The organism is Paraburkholderia sp. J67 (assembly GCF_905220265.1).
Taxonomy (GTDB): domain Bacteria; phylum Pseudomonadota; class Gammaproteobacteria; order Burkholderiales; family Burkholderiaceae; genus Paraburkholderia.
Genome location: NZ_CAJMZK010000023.1, coordinates 79,606 through 102,365 on the forward strand (window position 1 = coordinate 79,606; position 22,760 = coordinate 102,365).

Sequence of the window (22,760 nt, forward strand, 5' to 3'; positions counted from 1 at the left end):
GGCTTCAGGCGATACTTTTTCAGCATTGGCAGGCGCTCGCGCCCGGATCGAGACAGGGCTGCCCCTGGCAGCAGTTTTCAGTGAGAAAGCCGAGAACCGCGTTCATTTGCTCGTAGGCCGCGCGATAGATCAGACTGCGTCCATCGCGCTCCTGCGAGACGAGGCCCGCGTGCATCAATTCCTTCAGGTGAAAAGAGAGCGTTGCGTTGGGCACGTCGAGTTGCGCGGCGATGGCGCCAGGCGTCAGCCCCTGCGGGCCGGCCACGACCAGCATGCGGAACACGCGCAGGCGTAATTCATGAGCGAGCGCGCCCAGCGCGCGGATAACGTCGATCTCTTCCATATTTCCAATATATTCGAAATGATGGTCGAGCGCAAGCGCGCGGCGCTACGCCGTGCTGATCGGGTTCACCCCTTACGCGGCGTCTGCGAAGGCAACTCTCCGAACAGCCCGCGATACTCGCGCGCAAAGTAACTCGGATGCGTAAAGCCCCATCGCGCAGCCGCGTCGCCGACCATCAACTCGTCCTGACGGGTCGAACGCAGCAAGCGGCGCACGCTGTTCAGCCGCACCGAGCGCAGATATTCGACAGGCGAAACATTGGCGACGCGCTGAAAACTCGTCTGCAGCGTGCGCCGACTACAGCGCAACGCCACGCAGAGATTGAGCACGGTTTGCGGTTCATCGGCGTGCTGCTCGAGCAGGCGCTCGCTGCGCGAGACGATCTCGGCGTAGGTGGCATGCGTCAGGTCGCGCTTCTTCGCGTACTCGGGATTGAAGAGTTCGAGCAGCATGCTGAGAATTTCGTCGCGAAAGCGCTTGCTGGCGACCGGATTGCCGAAAGCCTCGGGCTGCTGCCGGAAGACGTCGAGAAAGCGCGACAATTCGGCGCCCACGCGCTCGCCCTCTTCCGTGCCGACGGGCAGCAGATTGCGGTCAAGCAGCGTGGCCGTCTGGTCGCCCAGCACACATGCCGCGAGCGCGCGCATTTCCTCGGCGGGAATGCTCGCGCCGAGGTAATACATCGTTTCGGGCGTGTAAAAGCGGAAGTCCTCGCCGGGGCCGAGCAGCCAGAGCGCGTAGCCGTCGAGCCGGCATCCCTGGAATGTGCCCGACACCGGCCGCTGCAACGGCAACGCAATCGACGCGAACCCGCGCGGCGCGATGCCGGACTGCGCGACGCTGCGGTTGGTCGATTCGCGAAAGAACAGGAAATCGGCCGCCTGCGCCTGCATGACGACGCTTTCGAAACGCCCCGGCGTGAGCTGGCTATACACCTGCTCCCATCCGTTCACCGCGGACGAATGATCGTGCACATCGGACAACGCCCGAATCCTGAATTCCATCGCGCCCGAACTCACGCAAACGCGAGGTAATGCTTGACGAAGCCATCGGACAGCACTTCCCATACCGTCGACGTGCCCTTGGTCACGAACCAGGAATCGCCGGCCTTGAAGGTGCGCGTTTCGCCCGTCGATTCGTCGGTCAGGCGCACTTCGCCTTCGACCACGGTGGCCTGTTCGGAGAACGGATAAACGAGGCGGAACTTGCCTTTATTCGTGCCGAAATAAGCGGCCGACACGGCATCGGTGGGTGCGCCATGCGTCATCTTGCCGAATGCACCGATCTCGCCGCCGTCAAGGATTTGCGCGCCGAGGTCGCTCAGCTTGCCCCATGCATCGAGTTCGGAAAGATTGATGCCTTGCTGGATTGCGATCAGACTCATGATTATGTACTCCGTATTAATTGACGATTGATGTGACGATCAGCGGCGACCGTGCCAGTAACCCGAGGTCTGGTGCATCACCTTGCCGAGCGTGACCAGCAGCGCGCGATATTGATCCTTGCCGCGAATGCTCGCGCGCGGAATCGAACTCACGAGCCGATAACGATCCGAACCGCCCAGAATGCCTTCGGACAGGATCTTGCAGATGATCTGGCTGGGCGTCACGCCAAAGCCCGAATAGCCCTGCACGAAGTACGCGTTCGGCCGGTCGGGCAGCGTGCCGATCTGCGGAAACAGATTGAGCGTCGAAGCCATCGGACCGCCCCACGCGAGGTCGATCTTGACGTCCTGAAGATACGGAAAAACTTCGAGCATCAGCTTGCGGTTCCAGGCCTTCAGATCGCTCGGAATATGTTCGACGAGCGACGTGGACGAGCCGAACAGCAAGCGGTTCTCGTTGGTCACGCGGTAGTAATTGATGACCGGGCGAATATCGCTGTACGCGCCGTGGATCGGGCTGATGCGCTTGATCAGTTCGTCGCTGAGCGGCTCGGTCATCGAATTGAACGCGTAGACGTTGATCGTGCTCTTGTGCAACTCCGGCTCGATGCCGTTGTTGAAACCATCGCAGGCCCAGACGATCTTTTTCGCACGCACGCTCCCCTTCGCCGTGCGCACGTGCACGGTGTCGCCGTAGCTGATCTGCAACGCCGGGCTGTATTCGAAGATGCGCACGCCGTAGATTTCGGAGACGGCCTTCGCTTCGCCCAGCAGCAGATTGAGCGAATGCACGTGACCGCCGCCCATATGCAGCAGGCCTGCGTGATAGACATCGGAGCCAATGAGCTGCTTGACGTCCGCGCCTTCGACATAGCGAATTTCATGCGGGCTGCCAAGCGACTTGAAATCCTTTTCCCAGCTACGCAAGGTTTTGGCCTGGCGGGCGTTGTAGGCAAGATAGCCATAGCCGCTGCAAAAATCGGCGTCGATGTTGTAGCGCTCGATACGCTCGCGCATGATTTGCGGGCCGAGGTCGCTGAGCGCGAAGATCGTGCGCAGGCCTTCTTCGCCCACATCCTGCTTGATCGCATCGAGATCGTGGCCGATCCCGGCCATCACCTGGCCGCCGTTACGGCCGGTGCCGCCAAAACCCAGATAACGCGCCTCCAGCACCACCGTATCCGTCACGCCCTGCTCGGCGAGTTCCAGCGCGGTATGAATGCCCGAAAAGCCTCCGCCGATGATGACCACCTCGGCCTGGATATCGTTTTCCAGCGACGGGAAGCTCAATTCGTATTTCTTCGTCGCCGTGTAGTACGTCGCAGTTTCATCGTTGTGCATCGTCGTTCCTGCTGGTGCATTGCACCGTCAAAGCGCGTGTCATGCGTCTGTGATTAATCGGGTGCAGCCGCGGCGCGTGTGCTCCCGTCCAACCCGCGGCGAGCCTCAGGCCACCGCGAAATAATGTTTGACGAAGTGCCCGGTATGGATCTCCCACGTCACCGGCGTGCCCTTCTGCACGAACCAGCTGTCGCCCGGGCGATAGCGCACGGCTTCGCCGGTCAGGCCATTGCGCAGCGTCACTTCGCCGGATACGACGATCGCCTGCTCCGTGAACGGATAGACCATGTCGAAGCGGCCCTGCGTGCAGCCGAACCAGCCGGCGCTGACCGCCGAGGTGGGCGAGCCGTGCGTGAGCAGGCCGAACACGTTCACTTCGCCTTCCAGAATCGTCGCGCCCAGGTCCGCGACCGTGCCCAGTGCTTCCATCTCCGGCACGCTTTCACCCGGTTTAATGCTGTACATCGTCTCTCTCCGTCCAGACCCGCCGTCGCCCACGCGAGCGATCGGGTTGGAATGACTGTAAGTGCCAAAAATCGGCGAGCGTCAGCACATATTGGCAAGGTGTCGCGTTCCAGGGGAAAACACGATGCGTTCAGCCGGAAAGCGCGTCGGCGCGGGGCTCGGCGAGCACCCGCCGCGCGCGCTCGGCTGCGTTAGAAGTTCACCCGAATGCCGGCCATGATGGCGAGTTGGCGGTCGGAGTTGCTGTTGACGAGATTCGGAATCTGCGCGTAATTGACGCTTGCACCCGTTTGCGGATCGATACCCAGCCCCGCGCCCGAGGACTTCTGCGCAATCGCCACGGCGTACAACGCCGTCTGCTTGGAGAGCGAATAGTTCGTGCCGAGGTTGATCTGATGAATGCGCGTCGAGCTGCCGCCGCTCACCTTCGCGTCGTTGAAGATATAGGCGGCGCCCACGGTCCATGCGGGCGTGATCGTGTACACGGCGTTCAGTTCGGCGATATCGAACGACACATCGGAGCCGGACGGATTCGCGCCGCTCGCGAAATACTGGCTATTTTCAAGGCGCGTGTGGGTATAGACCACGGCCACCGTCGCCTTGTCGATGACGACGGAGCCGCCCACGCCCCACTCCTTCATGGAGGACGCGTTCTGCAACTGGCAATACGAAGCGTCCGGATTGGAGCAGGCGAAATCGCCGATATAGCCGCTCGCGCCGCCGAGCGCCGCATCCAGCGGTTGATTCAACGACAGATAACCGGCGCTCAACGAGAACGGCCCTTGATTGAAGGCCGCAGCGAGCGCATAGCCGCGCTTCGCGGCGAAGTCGCCAGCCTGACCGCCAAAGCTGAACGTACCGCCAAACGTGAAGCCGGCGAAATTCGCGCTGGTGAACTTGAGCGCGTTATTGAAGTTGAACGCTTCGTTCAGGTTGTCGACGTCGCCGAAGTGCGAGCCATACAGCGTCGCCCAATTGTTGCTCGACGCGTACACGCCGAGAAAGTCCGAATACGAGTCGTACTGGCGGCCAGCGATGAGCGTGCCGTAACGCGCGTCGCCCAGCCCGACCCACGCCTGACGATTGAACAGCGAGCCGCTTTGCAGCATCGCGCCCGTACCGGTCAGGAACTGGTTTTCGAGGTCGAAGCTGGCCTTCAGCCCGCCGCCCAGATCCTCGCTGCCCATCAAGCCCCAACGCGAAGGCACGAGGTTGCCGCCGCTCATCTGCACAGCGTGGCCGCCGTGAACCGAGCCGTCGGCGTTCGTCGTTTGCTGGTTGGTCGAATAGATCACGCCAGCATCCACGGTGCCATAAAGCGTCACGCTGCTTTGCGCCCAGGCGCCACTCGATACGCCCATCGTAAGGATGACTAATGCTTTTCCGGTCAATTTATGGTTCATGGTCTTTTTGAATCGTATTTATCGTGAGTGGATGCCAGCGGCGCACCTGTCGTGCGCCGTCGAGACCCGGCGGATCAAGGCGTCAGCGCTCCGTGGCTGTCGAGTGGACTGTAGAAGGCCAAAATTGCGCACCGGGAGCACAAATCGGCAAGCTGCGCGCCACATTGAATAAACCAGGGTATTTGCCAGGGCAATTCTGATGCGCCACGGAAACAACCGCCCCCCGGTAAAATCACCCAGCTTCATCCGCCACTGGCCGCCCCGGCCGCGAGGACCCAAGGACTCCATCCGATGAAACTCCACCAGTTGCGCGTGCTGCTCGCGCTCGCGCAGCACGGCAGCATGCATGAGGCGGCGCGCAGCGTGCACGTCTCGCAGCCCGCGCTCTCCAAGGCGATCGCCGAACTCGAACGCGAACTGGGCGTCACGTTGATCTCGCGTTCCGTGCGCGGGGTGAGCCTCACGAATTACGGCCGCGCGCTCGTCAAGCGGGCCAGTGTGGTCGAGCATGAATTGCGTCACGCGCTGGAAGACATCGAATCGATGCGCGGCCACGCCGAAGCGCAATTGAATATCGGCTTTTCCGCCGTCGCGTCGAGCGGCCCGCTGCCCGAAGCCATCGCCGCGTTTCGCGCGCGCTTTCCGGCGGTGACGATTCGCGCCTATGAGTTGCGCCCGCAACAAATTCTCGAAGGGCTGCGCGAAGGCCACCTCGATCTCGCGCTCATTTCGACCAATAGCGGCACCGGCACCGCCGCCTTCCAGTGGGAACCGCTGTTCTCGGTGGGCATGATCGTGGCGGCGCGTCCCGGTCATCCGCTTGGCCGCACCACGCGCATCCGCTCGCTCGCCGACGCGGAATGGCTCACGCTCGATCCGCTCGACGATGCGGGCAGCCCGCTCGCGAGCCTCATGCGGCTGCATCGGCTGGAGATGCCGCGCAAGGTGGTGCAAAGCGGCTCGAATCTGCTGGGCCTGCAACTCGCGACCTGCACGGACCTCATCAGCGTCTGGTCCGATTTCGTGTTCTATGGCGGCACGGGGCCGCTCGTGCTCAATCCCGAAGCGCTCAAGCCGCTGCCGATCCGCGACGAATTGCCGAACTACGACGTCTACATGGTCTATCGCTCGACCGATCTCATGACGCAAACCTGCCTCGAATTCAGCAAGGAAATCCGCCATCGTGCTCGCCAGATGGTGTCGCCGCGCCTCGCGGCGCAGGCTGCTTCACGCCCCCGGAAAGCGTCGGGCGCATCGGCCGATGCGCAGGATTGATGCTTTCAAAACGTGCACGACTTCATCTTCGAGTAATAAATTCGTAATTAGGGAGTAATCGCGCATCACCATAATCCGCCGCCGTGACCATCCTTACCCAGCCTTACTCACGACGACGGAGTCTCTTGCATGTCTGCTTCACGCCCCCGTTTTCCGCTGCGCCTGGCGGTGCTTTCCAGCGTTGCCGCGCTGGCCGCCTGCGGTGGCGGCAACGACCACACCACCACCGCCGCCACGCCTGCACCGCCCGCCGATCCCGCCTTTGTCGATAACGCGCCGATTCCCGACGTGCCCGCCTTCGTCGACACCATCGCGACCAACCAGCGCGGCGACGCGCGCTACGCGACGCTCGCGACCAATGCCGGCGTGCGCGTCGTGGCGCGCTTTCTCGACCTTTGGCAGCCGCTCACGCTGCTGGTGGATGCAGGCGTGTCCGCCACCGCCACCGGCTCCTTTCCGGCCGTTGCGCAATCGACGTGGACCGGCGTGCCCAACGACGGCACGCCCGGCGGCGCGATCCTCAACAGCACGGTGCTCGGCGCGAACGTCCAGTACGTAGTGGACGCCACCACGAAGCGCACCCAGGCGCAGGCCGACGCGGCCTATTACGACGACCGTCGCGGCAAGGGCTATAGCGTGACCGACGGCATGGGTCCGCTGACCAGCGTGTGGCGCTCGGCCGCGCAGCAAACCACCAGCATTACGTCGATTCCCGCCAACGCCACCACGGTGCTCTATAACGACTCGGGCAACAACATCGGCGTGGGCAGCACGAGCAACGCAAGCTTCGGCCAGGTCGTCGATCTGCTCAATACGATGGGCAACAACGCCTCGACGGAACCGGCCAAGCGCTTCTACAAATACGCCCGGCCGTTCCGCTGGAGCACGAGCGTGGTGGTCGATCCGACGCTCGTGCCCGCGATCAGCACCACGCCCTCGACCGATGGCGGCTTCATCAGCGGCCACGAAGCCGAGGCCATGCGCGATGCCATGACGATGGCCTACCTCGTGCCCGAGCGCTTCCAGGAAATGGCGAGCCGCGGCCTCGAACTCGGCGAGAACCGCATTCTCGCGGGCATGCACTCGCCGCTCGACGTGATCGGCGGGCGCATGTTCGCGCTCGCGGCCACGGCTGCGAATCTCTACGATCCGGCCAACGCCACGCTCAAGAGCGCGGCCTATACGCAGGCGCACACCGCGCTCATGCAGCTCTCGGGCACGGATGCTTCCAGCTTCGCCGCCTACGCGCATTCCGGCACGAGCACGACGGACCGCTTCGCCGACTACGCCACCAACAAGTCGGAATTCGTGCGCCGCATGACCTTCGGCTTTACGCAGATCGAATCGACGGACGCGCCGCCCGTGGTGCCCAAGGGTGCCGAAGTGCTGCTGGAAACGCGCTTCCCGTATCTGAGCGCGGACCAGCGCCGCGTCGTGCTCAAGACGACCGAGCTCGCGTCGGGCTATCCCGTCATGGACGATGCCGAAGGCTGGGGACGTCTGAACATGTTCGCCGCCGCCGATGGTTATGGCATCTTCAACGGCAACGTGAGCGTGTCGATGGACGCCACGAAGGGCGGCTTCAATGCTGCCGATACGTGGCGCAACGATATTTCCGGCGCGGGCAAGCTCAGCTTGCAAGGCAGCGGCACGCTTAAACTCGCGGGCAACAACAGCTTTAGCGGCGGCTCGCAGGTGAGCGGCGGCGTGCTCGAAGCGGATTCGGCCAACGCATTCGGCAGCGGCGATGTCTATGTAGGCGGCGGCGGCGTGAAGGTGGCCGCAAGCGGCACGCCGGTGACAGTCACGGGCAAATTCACGCAGCTCGCCGGCACGACGCTCGAACTCGCACTCGACGGCAATGGCGGCGGCCGCCTGCGCGTAGGCGGCCAGCTCACGATCGCGGGCGGCACGCTGCACGTGACGTTCGCGAACGGCTATGCGCCCAAGGCCGGCGACACGCTCGACCTCATCGACGGCAGCGGCGGCGCGAAGCAGTTCACGACGATCAACGTCGATGGCTTCAAGGCCACGCCGGTTTATACGTCGACGGGTGTTTCGGTGAAGCTCTCCGCTTCATAAGCCGCGCCCGCTCGCAGCACGTAAAAAAACCCCGGCGCGTCGACACGCCGGGGCTGAATGCTTGCCACGCTACAGGCAAATAGAAGAGCCGCAAGCTCTGCGGGTTTTAAGGGGTGATGACCCAGGCACTCACGCAGTAATCCTCATGCCCGATGTCGTCGGATTGGATGTGGATGGCATCGGGCACTGACGTCATTATTCAATCCGGTCGATCGAGCGTATAGAAGCAGTTGCGCGCGTCGCCATCGCAGCAGCGCGCAAATTGACGCATGCAGACATGATCCGGACATGAGGATTCCGTAGCAGATCCGCGCGCATCATCGTACGATGCAGACTTTGCCGCTTCACTGCCGTGCCCCCCGCGCACGTCTGCCATTCCGATGCATCGCTACGAAACCCTTGCGCACACCATGGCCGAAGAGATCCGCTCCGGCAGCATTCCCGTGGGCGCGCGCATGCCCTCGCTGCGCCACGTGATCGCGCAGCATGGCGTGAGCCAGGCCACCGCCACACGCGCCTATTATTTGCTCGAAGAATGGGGGCTCGTGCGGGCGCAGGAACGCTCGGGCTATTACGTCGCGCCGGGCGCGGGCGTGAGCGCGGCGCAATCGAATGGCACCGCGGTCGAACGCACGCCGCTCGCGAGCGCGGGCAAGGTCGATATCAGCAACCTCGTGTTTTCGGTGCTCGATGCCGCGCGCGAACCCGACATCGTGCCGCTCGGCTCCGCGTTTCCCTCGCCGCAGCTCTTTCCGCTCGAACGGCTCGCCAAATCGCTTGCTACCGCGTCGCGCAACCTCAATCCGTGGAGCACGGTCGTGGACCTGCCGCCCGGCAACGAGGCGCTGCGCCAGCAGATCGCGTTGCGCTATATGGGCATGGGCATCGCGCAACCGCTGGATGAGATCGTCGTGACGAATGGCGCGCTCGAAGCGCTCAATCTCTGCCTGATGGCGGTCACGCGGCCCGGCGACTGCGTCGCGGTGGAGTCGCCAGGCTTTTATGCAGCCTTGCAGGCGATCGAGCGGCTCGATCTGCGCGCCGTGCCGATTCGCGTCGATCCCGTGACGGGCCTCGATCTCGATGCTCTCGCCGCCGCACTGGAGCGTCATCCGATCCGCGCATGCTGGTTCATGACCAACTTCCAGAATCCCACAGGCGTGACGCTCAACGTCGAGAAAAAGCGCGCGCTTGTGGAGATGCTCGCACGCCACGACGTACCGCTCATCGAAGACGATGTCTATGGCGAATTGCATTTCGAGTCGGACTATCCGTTGCCCGCCCTCGCCTTCGATACACACGGGCTCGTCATGCATTGCAGTTCGTTTTCGAAGACGCTCGCGCCGGGTTACCGGATCGGCTGGACGGCAGCGGGACGCTACGCGCAGAAAGTGCAGCGGCTCAAGCTGATGTCCACGCTGTCCGCCAGCATTCCCGTGCAGGCGGGCATGGCCGATTATCTGCAACACGGCAGTTACGACCGCCACTTGCGCAAGGTGCGCGCAGCGTTGCGCTCGCAACTAGATGAAATGGAGCGCGCGATCCGCCGCTGGCTGCCACGCGGCGTGCGCTACGCGCGGCCGGGTGGCGGCTATTTCGTGTGGCTCGAATTACCCGAGGCCATCGACGCGATGGCCCTGCACCGGCTCGCCATCGCAAGCGGCGTGAGTCTCGCGCCCGGGCCGATCTTTTCGCCGGAGCATGGGTTTCGCAATTGCATCCGGCTCAATTTCGGGCATCCGTGGAACGAGCGCATCGAAGCGGCGATGCGCACACTCGGCAAGTTGTTGACTGACCCCGCCGTGCGTGTGACGGCGTGATGAATCACCCGACTTTCGGCCGGTGTCGTAAGATAGGTTTTTCGATGCTTTCTGAATGGGTCAACGGGTATGCCACTCTCGGGACGAGGTGCGAACGCCGCGCTGCGGTGTGAAGACGAGGCGACGGACTGGGCGCGGGTTTGCGCAAGCGATGAGGTCACCGAAGGCACGGCGCACGCCGTGACGCTCGGCACGCTGCGCCTGGCCGTCTGGCGCGACGGCGAAGGCGAGATTCACGTCTGGCGCGATCGTTGCCCGCACCGCGGTGAACCGCTCTCCGGTGGCAGCGTGAGCGGTGGTTTGCTCACGTGCCCCTCGCATGGCTGGCGTTTCGATGTGAACGGACAACAGGTCAGGATGCTGACGGTGGCGTCGCAGCAGCGCTGCGCGAACGATGTAACGGTTTATCCGGCGTGTGAGCGGGATGGAGGGGTTTGGGTGGGGGTGGAGACACCCACAATCGCGGAAAAGAACCGCTGATCGCCTTTCTGCGACGCCGCGCACGCGACGAGAATCCCCCACTCACGCCCGCCTCAACACAAGCCGCGCCTCCAGCCCGCCACCCACCCGGTTATGCAGCGAAAGCTGCGCGCCCATCGCCACGGCCAGTTGACGCGCGATCGCGAGTCCCAGTCCTGTCCCACCGGTGCCACGATTGCGCGACGTTTCGAGCCGGTAAAACGGCTCGAAAACCGCCTCGAGCGATTCCTCCGGAATCCCCGGCCCGCGATCGAGCACCGAGATCGTCACTTGCCCGTCGCCCGGTCCTTCGACCAGCGCGATCTCCGCGGCACCCGCAAACTTCAGCGCGTTATCGGCAAAGTTGCCGACGATACGCTTGAGCGCCTGGGCCCGCGTCACCACGGCAAGCGGCGCGCGCGTGTCGTAACGCACGTCCGAACCCGCGTCGACATAGTCGCAGACCATGCTGTCGAGCAGCGCGTCCAGATCGAGCCGCACCGGCACTTCGGCCGCGCCATGCAAGGTGCGCGCGTAAGCGACGCCCTCCTTCACGAGTTGCTCCATCTCCTGGAGATCCTGCCGCAAGCGCGCGCTCTGGGTATCGTCGTCCATCACGTCGACCCGCAAACGCATGCGCGTGATCGGCGTCTGCAGATCGTGCGAGATGGCCGCGAGAATCTGCATGCGCTCGGCCATATAGCCAGCGATACGCGCCTGCATCGCGTTGAACGCACGCGCGGCGCGCGCGACTTCGGAGGGACCGTTTTCGTCGAGATGCGCGGCTTTCAGATCGGGGCCAAGCGTGTCGGCGGCCTGCGCGAGCGCGTCGAGCGGGCGCGTCGCCACACGCACCGCCAGCCAGCAGCACACCGCCAGCACGATCAGTTGCACCGCCAGCACGAGCGGCAGCCAGCGTGAAAGCGGCAGCGCGTGCTGCGGGCGCACGTCGATGGTGAGCGGTGTGCCGTCGCTCAGGCGCAGATGCACCTGAAAATGCTCGCCATTGCCGGGAATCGCGTTGGCCGTCATGGCGTAATGCTTGCCGATGCCCTTCGAGATCGCCGACTCGTAACGCATCGAGAGCTGCGCGTCGGGCGCGACGCCCGGCACGCCCTCGCCCAGCACGAACGCATAACTGCGGCGCGCGAGTCTGGGCAGCCACGCGGCGCGTTCGGCGGGCGGCAGATTGTCGAGCAGCGCCACGGAGCTGGCCACTTCGCGCTCGACGTAATCCATCATCATGTTGGCCGTGGTTTCGTCGCGCTCGGTGAGCGTGAGCCAGACCGACAGCGTCTGCGTGAGCGCGAGGCCAAGGCAGAGAATCAACGCGAGCCGCGCGAACAGCGTGCGGGGCCAGCGCAGCAAGTGGCGCGCGGCGCGATCGGTCATGCTCGCCGCGTTGGACGCTTGCGGCGCTGGATGGGTGGCGGCAGTCATTGCGGTCCTTCGATGGCGCTCACCGTCGCCGAGAACACATAGCCCTCGTTACGCAGCGTCTTGATGTAGCGCGGTTCGCGCGCGCCGTCGCGCAGGCGCTGCCGCAGGCGGCTCACGAGCAGGTCGATGGAGCGGTCGAACGGGTCCGCCTGGCGTCCCTGCGTGAGGTTGAGCAACTGGTCGCGCGTGAGCACGCGCTGCGGGTTGTCGAGAAACACGCGCAACAGCCGGTACTCCGCGCCGGAGAGCGCGACGAGCGTGCCTTCCTCGTCGAGCAGATGGCGCGCCGTGGTGTCGAGCCGCCATTCGCCGAAGCCGAGCATCGGCGCAGACTCGGTCACCTGCATGCCGGGCGGCAGCATGCGCGTGCGGCGCAGCACCGAGCGGATGCGCGCGAGCAGCTCGCGCACCGCGAACGGCTTGGAGAGATAGTCGTCGGCGCCCATTTCGAGGCCGACGATGCGATCGGTCTCCTCGCTGCGCGCCGTAAGCATGAGCACCGGCACCGCGCGGAAACGGCTCGCACGCAGGTCGCGGCACAGCACGAGGCCGTCTTCGCCGGGCATCATCAGGTCGAGAACGATCAGATCGGGCGCGCCGTTTTCGAGCGCCGCGCGCATCTCGCGGCCATTGGCGGCGAGCGACACGCGGATGCCGTTCTTTTCGAGGTAATCCGCGATCAGTTCGCGGATGCCGCGATCGTCGTCGACGATCAGGATGTGGTCGATTTTTTCCATGCGCCGATCATACTCCGCGCTGTGAGGGCCGACGCGCACCGTGCCGTCCGCCGTTGCCGCCGTTGCCACCGCTGGCCGGATCGTCGTCCGTCTCGCGGGTCTCGCGGCGCGTGGCCGTGGTCAGCGTGCATACGAGCGGATGCACCGCCTCGTTCGCCAGGCCCCCGGCCAGCAGCGCCAACATCGCAAAGAGCCGCTTCATGCGTCCTCCACCACGGAAAGGCTCGCGCCGTCGTTCACACCGGCTTCGAGCGCGTATGGATCCACACCGTCGAGGCAGCCGAGATTCACGCGCCAGAGTTTGGGATCCTTGCGCGTCTGATGAAACGGGTAGATGCCGCAGTGTTTGCAGAAATAGTGCTTCGCCACGCGCGTATTGAACTGATAGAGCGTGAGGTCCGCCTCGCCGCGCGTGACGGTGAGTTCGGCCGCCGCGAACGGCGGCGACATCAGCGCGCCCTTGCGGCGGCACAGGCTGCAGTTGCAGCGGGAAGCCGGCGTGAGCGCGGTGCGGACTTCGAAGCGTACGGCGCCGCAGTGACACGATCCGTGCAGGACCTCGGTGTTCATGGACAGTTCTCCTCGATGCGTCGATGTCGACGGCGATTTCGATTGCGATGGGAGCTTTATAGCGCAGAGCGGAAAACGCTTTGTATCCCAATGTATCTGCTCCTGGCAGCGACACAAAATATTGCACGGTGGGGGCGAATCGAAGACAGCGCACGCCTCGCGCATACTCGCCGCGACCTGCCTGTCGACGGGCGAAGCGCGCAGCCGCAAGGCGTTCTGCCTGCATCGGCGCGAAGGGTGCACCGTTTTGCCTCGTTATCCCAGGTGCGCCGTTTCGGGTGATTTCGGGGCGTCTGATCTGGGTGCTGAGCGCGCGCGCGATGGCGCGGCCGCAAGCGGCGTCAGTACGAGCACGGCCACGCAGAACGCCAGTTGCGAAAGATAGAACGTTGCGAACCATTGCCCGTGCTGCGCAACGTAATAACTGTTGTGCAGCACATCGCTCACGATGATCGCGACCGTCAGCGCGAGGCCCGTGCGCGGACGCACGAAGAGCAGCAACGCGGCGAGTGGGTCGAGCAGTGTGAGCAGGCTCCAGTAGACCTCGCTGGCGAGCCATGTGTCGCGCCCGTAGCCGTAATCCCAGAGCAGGCCATGCGCGGCGATGGCGCGTGCATGATTAACGGTGGCGGCAAGCAGGCAGAGTGCAAACAACGCACGGATGGCGAGGGAGCGGCGAGTCATGCGGTGGGACGGTCGGCTCGGGGTTGGCTTCGCGGGGAGCGTAGCAGAGGCGGACGAACCGGTCTGGTCACGCGCACCAGGCTTCACATACTGTGCTGGCCATTCGGCCGACTGTTTCGCATCCACTGCCGTTCTTAAGATCATGGCGTCGGACTCAATCCCGCAGTCCTTATCCACCTCGCCGCCATTCGAACGTCAACCGTGACCGCGCGCAAATTCGCACAGCGCCAACGGCTAACCGCGCTTGACGAATGGTGCCAATAGTGACACCATGAGACACGAACAAAAAATTCTCGAACAGATGCGGATCGAGCCCGCGAACGTGCGATTCAACGACCTCTTCAAGGTCTGCGAGGCGCACTTCGGCGCGGCTCGTCAGTCCGGCTCCAGTCATGCCGTCTTCAAGATGCCGTGGCCGGGAGATCCGCGAGTGAATATCCAGAACGATCGCGGCAAGGCCAAGGTGTATCAGGTGCGCCAGGTCCTCGAAGCGATCGACAAGCTCAAGGAGCTGCAAATATGAAGCATGACCACTTTACCTATCGCATCTCGTGGTCTCCGGAAGATGAGGAGCACGTCGGGCTGTGCGCTGAGTTCCCGTCGCTTTCCTGGCTCGACAAGTCGCCCGAAGGCGCGCTGGCCGGAATCCGCCGAGTGGTGGCCGAAGTCGTACAGGAAATGACGGCAAGCGGCGAGAACGTGCCCGAGCCTATCGCCGATCGTAGCTATAGCGGCATCTTCAAGGTGCGGATTCCCCCGCAAGCCCATCGCGCGCTCGTGATCGAGGCAACCGAACAAGGTGTGAGCCTCAATCGGCTCGCCAGCGCGAAGCTCTGCGCGTAATCAACGTCCGTAGTCGAGGTCGGTCGTCAACGTCTATAGCCAGCACGTCAAGGTTCAGGCGCGGCCGCGGCACGATCCAACCGCCCCCGCGTCATCACCCAAAGCGCCACCGCCGCGGCCGCAAACCCCGACGCCGCCCCCATCATGAGCGCCCAGCGCGGTCCCCAATGGTCGGCGATCCAGCCAACGATCGGCGCACCAATAGGTGTGCCGCCCAGCGCCACCGCCAGCCGGATCGCGAGCACGCGCCCGCGCATCGAAGGTTCGGTGGAAAGCTGCATCAGGCTGTTGGTTTCCGTCATGACGGTGAGCGCCGCCACGCCAATCAGCACCAGCGCGGCGCCAAACCAGCCATAGCTGGGCGCGATCGCCGCCAGCGTACAGCCCACGCCAAACGTCGCCGACGCAATCAGCAGCGAGACAAAGCGCGGGTTGCTGCGATGCGCGCCGAACAGCGCGCCCGACACCGTGCCCACCGCCATCAGCGACGAGAGCAGGCCGTAGCCGCCTGCATCGGCGTGAAAAACACGCACGGCCATCGTCGAAATGAAGATCGGAAAATTCAGGCCGAAGGTGCCGATCAGGAACAGCATGACCACGATGGCCTTCAGGTCCGGGCGCGACCACACATAGCGAAAGCCGGCCGCGAGGCTACCTTTCGCCGCTTTCGCCCGGGGTCGCCCGCGCAATTCGTGCGCGCGCAGCCGCGTGAGCGACACCAGCACGGCAATGAACGACAGCCCGTTGAGCACGAACGCCCAGCCCACGCCCACCGAGGCAATCACGATACCCGCCACCGCCGGCCCCACCATGCGCGCCGCGTTGAACGAGGTCGAATTGAGCGCAACGGCGTTGGCGAGATCGCCATCGCCGACCAGTTCCGAGACGAAGGTCTGGCGCACCGGCGAATCGAAGGCCGTGATGCTGCCAAACAGGAACGCGAACAGATAGACGTGCCAGAGCTGCACCACGCCTGTCACCGTCAGCAGGCCCAATGCGAGCGCGAGCGCGCCGAGCGTGGCTTGCGTCAACATCAGCAGGCGGCGCTGATCGAAGTGATCCGCCGCGTAGCCCGCCCACGGCAGAAACAGCAGCTGCGGCCCGAACTGCAAGCCCATGACGACGCCCACCGCCGCCGCACTATGGTGCGTGAGGCCCGTGAGCACGAGCCAATCCTGCGCGGTGCGCTGCATCCACGTACCGACGTTGGAAACAATCGCGCCCGCAGACCAGACACGATAGTTGAAGCTGCGCAGCGAACGGAACATGCCGGCGGTGGAATCGCTCATCCCCGCCTCCTTATTGCTGCACGAGCCGCTGGAGCAGCGCGACGGCCTGCGCGAGCTGCCCCTGTTCGGCGGCGGACAGGCGCGCGTCGATGGTGCGTGCGAGCCAGTCCTGGCGCGCCGCGCGGCTTTCGCGCATGCCGCTCGCGAAGGCGTCGGTGAGCGACCAGAGCGTCTGGCGGCCGTCCGCCGGGTCCGGCGTGCCGGTCAACAGGCCTGCTGATTCCAGCGCGGCGACCACCGTGCCCATCGACTGCGGCCGCATGCCTTCGGCGCGCGCGAGGTTCGATACCGTGGCCGCGCCGTCACGTTCGAGGCGCTGTAGCACGGACAACTGCGACGGCGTGAAATCGCCTGCGCTCGCCTGCTCGCGCAGACGCCGCTTGAGTTTGCCGACCAGCGCGCGCAGGTCGCCTGCGAGCGCATCGGCCTGGGCGGAAACGGGGTCAGGGGTTGGGCGAGGCGTGCGGGGTGTCGTTTGCGAGGTCATGCGCGCATTTTAGAAAATATGAAGCCAAACTGCAAAGCTTAACTTCATATCTACACGCGGGAACGCCCGTGCACGGGCGCAACGCCTGATTCAACCCGCCAGCCCCTCGACGATCGTTATCTGCGCGACACAATGTCCGTCGCGCTTCGCCTTGGCCGCCTGATACTCGGGCGAGTGATAGCACGCCAGCGCCGTTTCGCGGTCCTTGAACTGGATCACGACATGGCGCTCGAACGCCTGCCCTTCGAGCGCCTCGTACACACCGCCGCGCGCGAGGAACACGGCGCCGAACTTCGCGAATGCCTGCGGCGCGACATCCGTGTATCCCTTATATTTTTCCGCGTCGAGCACGGTGACATGGGCAATCCAATAAGCCGTCATGATTTCTCCTGTTCATTTGCAAGAACTTTTTGCGCAATGGCGGCCGCTTCACTGATGTGTTCATGGACCGCCAGTTTTGCCTTCTCCGGATCGCGCAATTCACAAATCGCGCGGCAGATTTTTTCAATCCGCTGATAGCCCGATTCACTGCGTTTTGTCGATTTCATCGTCATCGCGCGCAAGCGGCTGATGCGACCGTTGAGTCGCTGAACGACTTCCCACGCCACGCCGTGCCCCGCGACGGAAAAGATCTTCTCGTAGAGCTTCGATGAGACATTGATGATCGCATTGACATCATCGCCTTCGAACGCACCTTTGAATTCCGCCAGCAGCGCCTGAATCTGCAAGGCCGTTTCCGGCGTCAGGTTTGCCGTGCAATCGGCCACGGCGCTTTGTTCCAGCAGCATTCGAATCTGATAAATCTGCGCCGCGACTTCCCAGCTCATCGTGGAAACGGTCGGGCCTTTTCCCGTGACGATTTCCACGAGACCTTCCGCCTCCAGATAGCGGATGACCTCCCGCACGACCGAGCGGCTCACGCCCATTTCCTCACACAAGGTCCGCTCGACCAGCCGCTTTCCCGCCGGAAAATAGCCACTGATGATCGCATTGCGCAGCTTGTTCAGAGAGAGCTCGCGCAGCGTAACCGGTGGATTTTCAATAGTCAGATTCATAAATCATTCAATAAGTCAGTCCGCGATCGGGGCGCGGATTATACGGTCGCGTCGAACGCCCCCTGCCCCGCCTCCGTTCATCGCCCCGACGGCGCTTCCACCTCTTTTCGAACCCCGCCAGGGTTAACACTCATGGCATGCCGTACTATGGTATACCAAACTATGTCACACAATCAACGCACGTAAGGAACGCGCTATGAGCCTGATTCGCAAGTCCATCCTCCATGTCGAGACCGTCTACGTCGACGGCGCCAAAGCCGCCGCGCAACCGCTGAAGATGATCGGCGCGGTCGCCGTGATCAAGAACCCCTGGGCGGGCCGCGGCTACGTCGAAGACCTGTCGCCGGAAATTCGCGAACTCGCGCCCCAACTGAGCGCGCACCTGACCAAGCTGATCATCGACGAAGCCGGTTCGGGCGAAGCCGTGGAAGCGTTCGGCAAGAGCGCCATCGTCGGTCTCGACGGCGAACTGGAGCATGCATCCGCGCTGATCCACACGCTGCACTTCGGCAACACCTATCGCTCGGCCGTCGGCGCCAAGTCGTATCTGGCGTTCAACAACACGCGCGGCCCGGCCAACGCCCCGCTGCTGATCCCGATGATGGACAAGAACGACGAAGGCCGCCGCTCGCACTACCTCACGCTCCAGTTCGCCATTCCCGATGCGCCCGCCGCCGACGAACTCGTCATCGCCATTGGCGCCGCAACGGGTGGCCGTCCGCATCACCGCATCGGCGATCGCTACAAAGACCTTGCAGAGCTCGGAAATGACGTCAAGAACCCTGCCGCTGTCAACTAAGCGCGTCGCGCACTACCTCGAACAAGGCAGCGGCGAGCCGCTGGTCCTGATCCACGGCGTGGGCATGCAGGCCCATGCCTGGTATCCGCAGATCGACGAGCTGTCGCGCGACTTCCGCGTGATCGCCGTCGATATGCCGGGCCACGGCCAGAGCGATGCGCTCGACTCCGGTGCGGGCTTGCAACAGTTCGTGGCGTGGGCGATTGCCTTCATCGAGGCGCTGAACGCCGGCCCGGTGAACCTGGCCGGTCACTCGATGGGCTCGCTGATCGCCGCGGGCGTCGCCGTCACGCGGCCCGATCTGGTCAAACGCGTGGCAGTCCTGAACGGCGTGTATCGGCGCTCGACCGAGGCGCGGGAAGCCGTGCTGCAACGCGCGGCCGAGTTGCGCGGCGGCACGATCGACGTGGAAACACCGCTCAAGCGCTGGTTCAACGCCGAGGAAGCGCAGCAGATCGCCGCGCACAAGGTCGAGTCGTGGCTGAAGTCGGTCGATCTCGCAGGCTACGCCACGGCGTACACGGCCTTCGCGAAAGGCGACGAAGTCTATGCGGACGGCTGGCACAGCATCGCCTGCCCGGCGCTCGTGCTGACCGGTTCGGACGACCCGAACTCGACGCCGGAAATGGCGCAGCAGATGGCCGCCGCCGCGCAAAACGGTCGCGCCGTCGTGATCGAGGACGAGCGCCATATGGTGAACCTGACCGCGCCCGAAGCCGTCAATCGCGCGCTGCGCGACTGGTTGCAGACAGAAACGGGCGTCGAATGCGTCGAGCCGCAGCCGGAAACCATGAAGTCGGAAGTGTGACATGAGCCAACAGACACCCACTCTCAACACCCGCGAACTGCGCGATGCGTTCGGCGCCTTCATGACCGGCGTGACGATCGTCACCACCACGCGCGAAGACGGCCAGCCGCTGGGCTTCACGGCCAATTCGTTTTCGTCGGTGTCGCTGGACCCGGCCCTGCTGCTGGTGAGCATCGCGAAGACGTCGAGCAACTATCAGACGTTTTCCACCACGCGTCACTTCGCGATCAACGTGCTCGCGGAGGGGCAAAAGGACCTGTCCAACACCTTCGCGCGTCCGAGCGACGACCGCTTCGCGAAGGTGGGCTGGAGTCTGAGCGCGCACCAGAACCCGCTCATCGACGAAGTCAGCGCCTGGTTCGACTGCACGACGCACGCCGTGATCGACGCGGGCGACCACGCTCTGCTGGTCGGCAAGGTCGAGGCCTTTCATTCCGCCGGTTACGCGGGTCTCGGCTACTACCGTGGCGGCTATTTCACGCCGGCCAAGGTCTCGGCCGAAGTCATCGCGGGTCCGAAGGTGATCGTCAGCGCCATCATCGCGCGCGACGACAAGGTGTTGCTCACGCGCACGGCCGACAACAAGTGGGGGCTGCCGTCGAAAGAAATCGGCAAGGAAGGCGCGGACAAGGCGCTCGCCGAGATTTTCGGCCGATATCAGCCCGATGCGTCTGCAAGCTTTATTTATTCGGCGTACAACAACACCGAGACCCATTACCAGTACATCTCGTTCCTGTGCAGCGCGCCGGACGACGCCGCTGACACGGCCGACGCCTCTGGCACATTCGTCAGCCTCGACGACATCGAGGCCGACCAGTTCCAGGACAGCGCCCTCGCGAGCATGCTCCAGCGCTACCGCAAGGAGAGCCAGCTCAAGAGCTACGGCATGTACTACGGCGACCACAGCTCCGGCACGGTTCGCCCGCTTAATTCCTGAAAGGTCACACCATGCGTTTTTCGCTTTTCGTTCACATGGAGCGCGTCTCCGACCAGACCAGTCAGAAGCAGCTGTATGACGAAATGGTCGAGCTGTGCCAGATTGCCGACCGGGGCGGCATGCACGCCGTCTGGACCGGCGAGCATCACGGCATGAACTTCACGATCGCGCCCAATCCGTTCCTCAACCTCGCGGACCTCGCGAACAAGACGAAGAACGTACGTCTGGGCACTGGTACGGTGATCGCGCCGTTCTGGCACCCCATCAAGCTCGCGGGCGAAGCCGCGATGACCGACATCATCACGGGCGGCCGGCTGGATCTGGGCATCGCGCGCGGCGCCTACTCGTTCGAATACGAGCGCCTGATGCCGGGCCTGGATGCCTGGGGCGCGGGCCAGCGTCTGCGCGAACTGATTCCGGCCGTGAAGAAGCTCTGGGAAGGCGATTACGCGCACGAAGGCGAGTTCTGGTCGTTCCCCTCGACCACTTCGTCGCCGCTGCCGCTCCAGCAACCGCATCCGCCGATCTGGGTGGCGGCGCGCGACCCGAACAGCCACGAATTCGCCGTTTCGAACGGTTGCAACGTGCAGGTCACCCCGCTGCATTTCGGCGATGAAGAAGTCGAAAAGCTCGTCGGCCATTTCAACGCTGCTTGCGAGAAGTTCAGCGAGGTGCCGCGTCCGCAGATCATGCTGCTACGTCACACCTATGTCGCCAGCAACGAAGACGACGCGCAACTGGCGGCCGAGGAAGTCAACGCCTTCTACAACTACTTCGGCGCGTGGTTCAAGAACGAGCGTCCGGTCAGCAAGGGCCTCATCAAGCCGCTGACGAAGGAAGAAATGGATGCGCACCCGTTCTACACGCCGCAAGCGATGCGCAAGAACAATGTGATCGGCACGCCGGAAGAAGTGATCGGCCGTCTGAAGGCTTACGAAGCGCTGGGCTTCGACGAGTACTCGTTCTGGATCGACACCGGCATGAGCTTCGAGCGCAAGAAGGCCTCGCTCGAACGCATGATCAACGACGTGATGCCCGCCTTTCAGTGAGGTTGTGATTCCATGAGTGTTCAATTTCAGCTGTATATCGACGGCCAGTTCGAAGCGGGCGCGGCAACGTTCGGCAGTATCAATCCGGCCACCGGCGAAGTGTGGGCGCAGATGCCCGAGGCCCGCACCGACGAGGTCAACCGTGCCGTGGCGGCCGCCAGCCGCGCATTGAGCGACGCCGCGTGGGCCGGGCTCACCGCATCGGCGCGAGGCAAGCTGCTGCACAAGCTCGCCGATCTCGTCGAAAAGGCTGCGCCGCGCCTGGCTGAAATTGAAACGCACGACACCGGCAAGATCATCCGCGAAACGTCGAGCCAGATTGCCTATGTTGCGGAGTACTACCGATACTACGCCGGCATCGCCGACAAGATCGAGGGCAGTCATATCCCCGTCGACAAGCCGGACATGCAGGTCTGGCTCGAACGTCAGCCCGTGGGTGTCGTGGCCGCAATCGTGCCGTGGAACAGCCAGTTGTTTCTCTCGGCGGTCAAGCTCGGCCCGGCGCTTGCCGCTGGTTGCACGGTCGTGCTCAAGGCCTCCGAGGAAGCGCCCGGCCCGCTGCTCGAATTCGCGAAGCTCGTGCACGAAGCGGGCTTTCCCGCCGGTGTCGTGAATGTGATCACGGGATTCGCGCCGGAATGCGGCGCAGTCCTCAGCAGCCATCCCGATGTCGACAAGGTCGCCTTCACGGGCGGCCCGGAAACCGCACGGCATATCGTCGCGAATACCGCGAAGAATCTGGCGAAGGTATCGCTGGAACTGGGCGGCAAATCGCCGTTCATCGTGTTCGCCGACACCGATATCCAGAGCGCGGTGAATGCGCAGGTCGCAGCCATCTTTGCCGCCAGCGGCCAGAGTTGCGTCGCGGGTTCGCGTCTGCTGATCGAAGCTTCGGTCAAGGACGAATTCCTGGCGAAACTGGTCGAGCGCGTGGAGCGCATCCGTATTGGCGCACCGGACGACCTCGCGACGGAATACGGCCCGCTGTGCACCGAGCGGCAACTTCGCCACATCGAGTCGATCGTCGCAAACTCGGTGCGTCAGGGCGCCAAAGTACTCACGGGCGGCAAGGCGCTGGATCGCGGCGGCTACTACTACGCGCCCACGATACTCGACTGCACGGGCGTGGAAAACGCGGACAGCATCACCACCGAACTCTTCGGCCCGGTCTTGTCGGTCGATACGTTTACTAGCGAGCAGGAAGCGATCGAGAAGGCCAACAGCACGGTCTACGGTCTGGCGGCCGGCATCTTCACGACCAGCCTCACGCGCGCCCACCGCGTATCGAAGCGCGTGCGCTCGGGCATCGTCTGGATCAATACGTATCGCGCCGTTTCGCCGCTCGTGCCGTTCGGCGGCTTCGGGCTTTCGGGACACGGTCGCGAAGGCGGATTAAGCGCTGCGCTCGAATACACGACGACGAAATCGGTCTGGCTGCGCACCTCGGACGAGCCGATCAGCGATCCGTTCGTCATGCGCTAAGCGCCGCC

The 22,760-nt window shown here is 63.8% G+C and carries 26 protein-coding genes; 11 read left to right on the forward strand and 15 right to left on the reverse strand.

What is annotated here, in order from left to right:
• Positions 1–19 precede the first annotated feature (19 nt).
• The 6 genes from U5782_RS30705 to U5782_RS30730 form a co-directional block, all read right to left on the reverse strand.
• On the reverse strand, positions 20–343 hold the full coding sequence (locus tag U5782_RS30705; RefSeq protein ID WP_322047629.1) for a metalloregulator ArsR/SmtB family transcription factor: 324 nt from the start codon (positions 341–343) through the stop codon (positions 20–22).
• 65 nt (positions 344–408) lie between these two features.
• Complete coding sequence (locus tag U5782_RS30710) at positions 409–1,347, reverse strand: helix-turn-helix domain-containing protein (protein ID WP_322047630.1); 939 nt, start codon at positions 1,345–1,347, stop codon at positions 409–411.
• An 11-nt stretch (positions 1,348–1,358) separates the two neighbouring features.
• Positions 1,359–1,727, reverse strand: a complete 369-nt coding sequence (locus tag U5782_RS30715) for a cupin domain-containing protein (protein ID WP_322047631.1) — start codon at positions 1,725–1,727, stop codon at positions 1,359–1,361.
• Between the two features lie 39 nt (positions 1,728–1,766).
• Positions 1,767–3,068, reverse strand: a complete 1,302-nt coding sequence (locus U5782_RS30720; RefSeq protein ID WP_322047632.1) for an FAD-binding oxidoreductase — start codon at positions 3,066–3,068, stop codon at positions 1,767–1,769.
• Between the two features lie 105 nt (positions 3,069–3,173).
• On the reverse strand, positions 3,174–3,533 hold the full coding sequence (locus tag U5782_RS30725; RefSeq protein ID WP_322047633.1) for a cupin domain-containing protein: 360 nt from the start codon (positions 3,531–3,533) through the stop codon (positions 3,174–3,176).
• A 191-nt stretch (positions 3,534–3,724) separates the two neighbouring features.
• Positions 3,725–4,936 (reverse strand): porin, encoded by a 1,212-nt coding sequence (locus tag U5782_RS30730; protein ID WP_415914433.1) that lies wholly within the window; start codon positions 4,934–4,936, stop codon positions 3,725–3,727.
• 291 nt (positions 4,937–5,227) lie between these two features.
• Here U5782_RS30730 and U5782_RS30735 point away from each other — a divergent pair, with 291 nt between their 5' ends.
• From U5782_RS30735 to U5782_RS30750, 4 genes are all read left to right on the forward strand, one after another.
• Positions 5,228–6,211 carry a LysR family transcriptional regulator gene (locus U5782_RS30735; protein WP_322047634.1) on the forward strand — a complete coding sequence of 328 codons (984 nt, stop codon included), beginning with the start codon at positions 5,228–5,230 and terminating at the stop codon, positions 6,209–6,211.
• A 129-nt stretch (positions 6,212–6,340) separates the two neighbouring features.
• Positions 6,341–8,293, forward strand: a complete 1,953-nt coding sequence (locus U5782_RS30740) for an acid phosphatase (protein ID WP_322047635.1) — start codon at positions 6,341–6,343, stop codon at positions 8,291–8,293.
• Positions 8,294–8,673: 380 nt separating this feature from the next.
• Positions 8,674–10,113 (forward strand): PLP-dependent aminotransferase family protein, encoded by a 1,440-nt coding sequence (locus U5782_RS30745; protein ID WP_322047636.1) that lies wholly within the window; start codon positions 8,674–8,676, stop codon positions 10,111–10,113.
• Between the two features lie 69 nt (positions 10,114–10,182).
• Positions 10,183–10,593 (forward strand): Rieske (2Fe-2S) protein, encoded by a 411-nt coding sequence (locus tag U5782_RS30750; RefSeq protein WP_322047637.1) that lies wholly within the window; start codon positions 10,183–10,185, stop codon positions 10,591–10,593.
• Positions 10,594–10,635: 42 nt separating this feature from the next.
• Here U5782_RS30750 and U5782_RS30755 read toward each other — a convergent pair whose 3' ends face one another.
• The 5 genes from U5782_RS30755 to U5782_RS30775 all read right to left on the reverse strand — a co-directional run bounded on the left by U5782_RS30755 (position 10,636) and on the right by U5782_RS30775 (position 14,003).
• Positions 10,636–11,964, reverse strand: a complete 1,329-nt coding sequence (locus U5782_RS30755; RefSeq protein WP_322047679.1) for a HAMP domain-containing sensor histidine kinase — start codon at positions 11,962–11,964, stop codon at positions 10,636–10,638.
• A gap of 44 nt (positions 11,965–12,008) precedes the next feature.
• The gene (locus U5782_RS30760) at positions 12,009–12,749 is read right to left on the reverse strand and encodes a response regulator (RefSeq protein WP_322047638.1); all 741 of its coding nucleotides are present in this window, start codon (positions 12,747–12,749) and stop codon (positions 12,009–12,011) included.
• A 7-nt stretch (positions 12,750–12,756) separates the two neighbouring features.
• Entirely contained in the window at positions 12,757–12,951 is a 195-nt protein-coding gene (locus U5782_RS30765) for a hypothetical protein (protein WP_322047639.1), read from the reverse strand.
• On the reverse strand, positions 12,948–13,319 hold the full coding sequence (locus tag U5782_RS30770; protein WP_322047640.1) for a GFA family protein: 372 nt from the start codon (positions 13,317–13,319) through the stop codon (positions 12,948–12,950). Before U5782_RS30770 ends, U5782_RS30765 begins: the two co-directional genes overlap by 4 nt.
• 255 nt (positions 13,320–13,574) lie before the next feature.
• Entirely contained in the window at positions 13,575–14,003 is a 429-nt protein-coding gene (locus U5782_RS30775; protein WP_322047641.1) for a hypothetical protein, read from the reverse strand.
• Positions 14,004–14,274: 271 nt separating this feature from the next.
• On the opposite strand from U5782_RS30775, the gene U5782_RS30780 reads away from it, so the two are divergent.
• Together U5782_RS30780 and U5782_RS30785 are read left to right on the forward strand one after the other, a co-directional pair.
• Positions 14,275–14,526 (forward strand): toxin HicA, encoded by a 252-nt coding sequence (locus U5782_RS30780; RefSeq protein WP_322047642.1) that lies wholly within the window; start codon positions 14,275–14,277, stop codon positions 14,524–14,526.
• On the forward strand, positions 14,523–14,846 hold the full coding sequence (locus U5782_RS30785) for a type II toxin-antitoxin system HicB family antitoxin (RefSeq protein ID WP_322047643.1): 324 nt from the start codon (positions 14,523–14,525) through the stop codon (positions 14,844–14,846). Before U5782_RS30780 ends, U5782_RS30785 begins: the two co-directional genes overlap by 4 nt.
• A 47-nt stretch (positions 14,847–14,893) precedes the next feature.
• On the opposite strand, the gene U5782_RS30790 is transcribed toward U5782_RS30785, so the two are convergent.
• From U5782_RS30790 to U5782_RS30805, 4 genes are all read right to left on the reverse strand, one after another.
• Positions 14,894–16,135, reverse strand: a complete 1,242-nt coding sequence (locus tag U5782_RS30790; RefSeq protein WP_322047644.1) for an MFS transporter — start codon at positions 16,133–16,135, stop codon at positions 14,894–14,896.
• A gap of 10 nt (positions 16,136–16,145) precedes the next feature.
• A complete protein-coding gene (locus U5782_RS30795) occupies positions 16,146–16,622 on the reverse strand; it encodes a MarR family winged helix-turn-helix transcriptional regulator (RefSeq protein WP_322047645.1) in 477 nt (158 codons plus the stop codon).
• A gap of 90 nt (positions 16,623–16,712) precedes the next feature.
• On the reverse strand, positions 16,713–17,003 hold the full coding sequence (locus U5782_RS30800) for a DUF1330 domain-containing protein (protein ID WP_322047646.1): 291 nt from the start codon (positions 17,001–17,003) through the stop codon (positions 16,713–16,715).
• Entirely contained in the window at positions 17,000–17,677 is a 678-nt protein-coding gene (locus U5782_RS30805; RefSeq protein ID WP_322047647.1) for a GntR family transcriptional regulator, read from the reverse strand. Before U5782_RS30805 ends, U5782_RS30800 begins: the two co-directional genes overlap by 4 nt.
• Positions 17,678–17,873: 196 nt before the next feature.
• Between U5782_RS30805 and U5782_RS30810 the strand changes: the two genes are divergently transcribed.
• Genes U5782_RS30810 through U5782_RS30830 form a run of 5 tightly spaced genes read left to right on the forward strand, consistent with a single transcriptional unit; the run spans position 17,874 to position 22,752 of the window.
• Positions 17,874–18,476 (forward strand): amino acid synthesis family protein, encoded by a 603-nt coding sequence (locus U5782_RS30810; RefSeq protein WP_322047648.1) that lies wholly within the window; start codon positions 17,874–17,876, stop codon positions 18,474–18,476.
• Positions 18,445–19,284, forward strand: coding sequence for an alpha/beta hydrolase (locus tag U5782_RS30815; RefSeq protein ID WP_322047649.1), 840 nt, complete (start codon positions 18,445–18,447; stop codon positions 19,282–19,284). Before U5782_RS30810 ends, U5782_RS30815 begins: the two co-directional genes overlap by 32 nt.
• 1 nt (position 19,285) lies before the next feature.
• Positions 19,286–20,221: a flavin reductase gene (locus U5782_RS30820; protein WP_322047650.1), complete on the forward strand. Its 936-nt coding sequence runs from the start codon at positions 19,286–19,288 to the stop codon at positions 20,219–20,221.
• Between the two features lie 11 nt (positions 20,222–20,232).
• Positions 20,233–21,270, forward strand: coding sequence for an LLM class flavin-dependent oxidoreductase (locus tag U5782_RS30825; RefSeq protein WP_322047651.1), 1,038 nt, complete (start codon positions 20,233–20,235; stop codon positions 21,268–21,270).
• A gap of 12 nt (positions 21,271–21,282) precedes the next feature.
• Positions 21,283–22,752, forward strand: a complete 1,470-nt coding sequence (locus U5782_RS30830) for an aldehyde dehydrogenase (protein ID WP_322047652.1) — start codon at positions 21,283–21,285, stop codon at positions 22,750–22,752.
• The last annotated feature ends 8 nt before the right edge of the window (positions 22,753–22,760 follow it).

What these genes read in the sequence shown, in the direction of transcription:
- U5782_RS30705 (WP_322047629.1), bottom strand. Translation starts at nt 343, where the DNA reads ATGGAAGAGATCGACGTTATCCGCGCGCTGGGCGCGCTCGCTCATGAA.
- U5782_RS30710 (WP_322047630.1), bottom strand. Translation starts at nt 1,347, where the DNA reads ATGGAATTCAGGATTCGGGCGTTGTCCGATGTGCACGATCATTCGTCC.
- U5782_RS30715 (WP_322047631.1), bottom strand. Translation starts at nt 1,727, where the DNA reads ATGAGTCTGATCGCAATCCAGCAAGGCATCAATCTTTCCGAACTCGAT.
- U5782_RS30720 (WP_322047632.1), bottom strand. Translation starts at nt 3,068, where the DNA reads ATGCACAACGATGAAACTGCGACGTACTACACGGCGACGAAGAAATAC.
- U5782_RS30725 (WP_322047633.1), bottom strand. Translation starts at nt 3,533, where the DNA reads ATGTACAGCATTAAACCGGGTGAAAGCGTGCCGGAGATGGAAGCACTG.
- U5782_RS30730 (WP_415914433.1), bottom strand. Translation starts at nt 4,936, where the DNA reads ATGAACCATAAATTGACCGGAAAAGCATTAGTCATCCTTACGATGGGC.
- U5782_RS30735 (WP_322047634.1), top strand. Translation starts at nt 5,228, where the DNA reads ATGAAACTCCACCAGTTGCGCGTGCTGCTCGCGCTCGCGCAGCACGGC.
- U5782_RS30740 (WP_322047635.1), top strand. Translation starts at nt 6,341, where the DNA reads ATGTCTGCTTCACGCCCCCGTTTTCCGCTGCGCCTGGCGGTGCTTTCC.
- U5782_RS30745 (WP_322047636.1), top strand. Translation starts at nt 8,674, where the DNA reads ATGCATCGCTACGAAACCCTTGCGCACACCATGGCCGAAGAGATCCGC.
- U5782_RS30750 (WP_322047637.1), top strand. Translation starts at nt 10,183, where the DNA reads ATGCCACTCTCGGGACGAGGTGCGAACGCCGCGCTGCGGTGTGAAGAC.
- U5782_RS30755 (WP_322047679.1), bottom strand. Translation starts at nt 11,964, where the DNA reads ATGACCGATCGCGCCGCGCGCCACTTGCTGCGCTGGCCCCGCACGCTG.
- U5782_RS30760 (WP_322047638.1), bottom strand. Translation starts at nt 12,749, where the DNA reads ATGGAAAAAATCGACCACATCCTGATCGTCGACGACGATCGCGGCATC.
- U5782_RS30765 (WP_322047639.1), bottom strand. Translation starts at nt 12,951, where the DNA reads ATGAAGCGGCTCTTTGCGATGTTGGCGCTGCTGGCCGGGGGCCTGGCG.
- U5782_RS30770 (WP_322047640.1), bottom strand. Translation starts at nt 13,319, where the DNA reads ATGAACACCGAGGTCCTGCACGGATCGTGTCACTGCGGCGCCGTACGC.
- U5782_RS30775 (WP_322047641.1), bottom strand. Translation starts at nt 14,003, where the DNA reads ATGACTCGCCGCTCCCTCGCCATCCGTGCGTTGTTTGCACTCTGCCTG.
- U5782_RS30780 (WP_322047642.1), top strand. Translation starts at nt 14,275, where the DNA reads ATGAGACACGAACAAAAAATTCTCGAACAGATGCGGATCGAGCCCGCG.
- U5782_RS30785 (WP_322047643.1), top strand. Translation starts at nt 14,523, where the DNA reads ATGAAGCATGACCACTTTACCTATCGCATCTCGTGGTCTCCGGAAGAT.
- U5782_RS30790 (WP_322047644.1), bottom strand. Translation starts at nt 16,135, where the DNA reads ATGAGCGATTCCACCGCCGGCATGTTCCGTTCGCTGCGCAGCTTCAAC.
- U5782_RS30795 (WP_322047645.1), bottom strand. Translation starts at nt 16,622, where the DNA reads ATGACCTCGCAAACGACACCCCGCACGCCTCGCCCAACCCCTGACCCC.
- U5782_RS30800 (WP_322047646.1), bottom strand. Translation starts at nt 17,003, where the DNA reads ATGACGGCTTATTGGATTGCCCATGTCACCGTGCTCGACGCGGAAAAA.
- U5782_RS30805 (WP_322047647.1), bottom strand. Translation starts at nt 17,677, where the DNA reads ATGAATCTGACTATTGAAAATCCACCGGTTACGCTGCGCGAGCTCTCT.
- U5782_RS30810 (WP_322047648.1), top strand. Translation starts at nt 17,874, where the DNA reads ATGAGCCTGATTCGCAAGTCCATCCTCCATGTCGAGACCGTCTACGTC.
- U5782_RS30815 (WP_322047649.1), top strand. Translation starts at nt 18,445, where the DNA reads ATGACGTCAAGAACCCTGCCGCTGTCAACTAAGCGCGTCGCGCACTAC.
- U5782_RS30820 (WP_322047650.1), top strand. Translation starts at nt 19,286, where the DNA reads ATGAGCCAACAGACACCCACTCTCAACACCCGCGAACTGCGCGATGCG.
- U5782_RS30825 (WP_322047651.1), top strand. Translation starts at nt 20,233, where the DNA reads ATGCGTTTTTCGCTTTTCGTTCACATGGAGCGCGTCTCCGACCAGACC.
- U5782_RS30830 (WP_322047652.1), top strand. Translation starts at nt 21,283, where the DNA reads ATGAGTGTTCAATTTCAGCTGTATATCGACGGCCAGTTCGAAGCGGGC.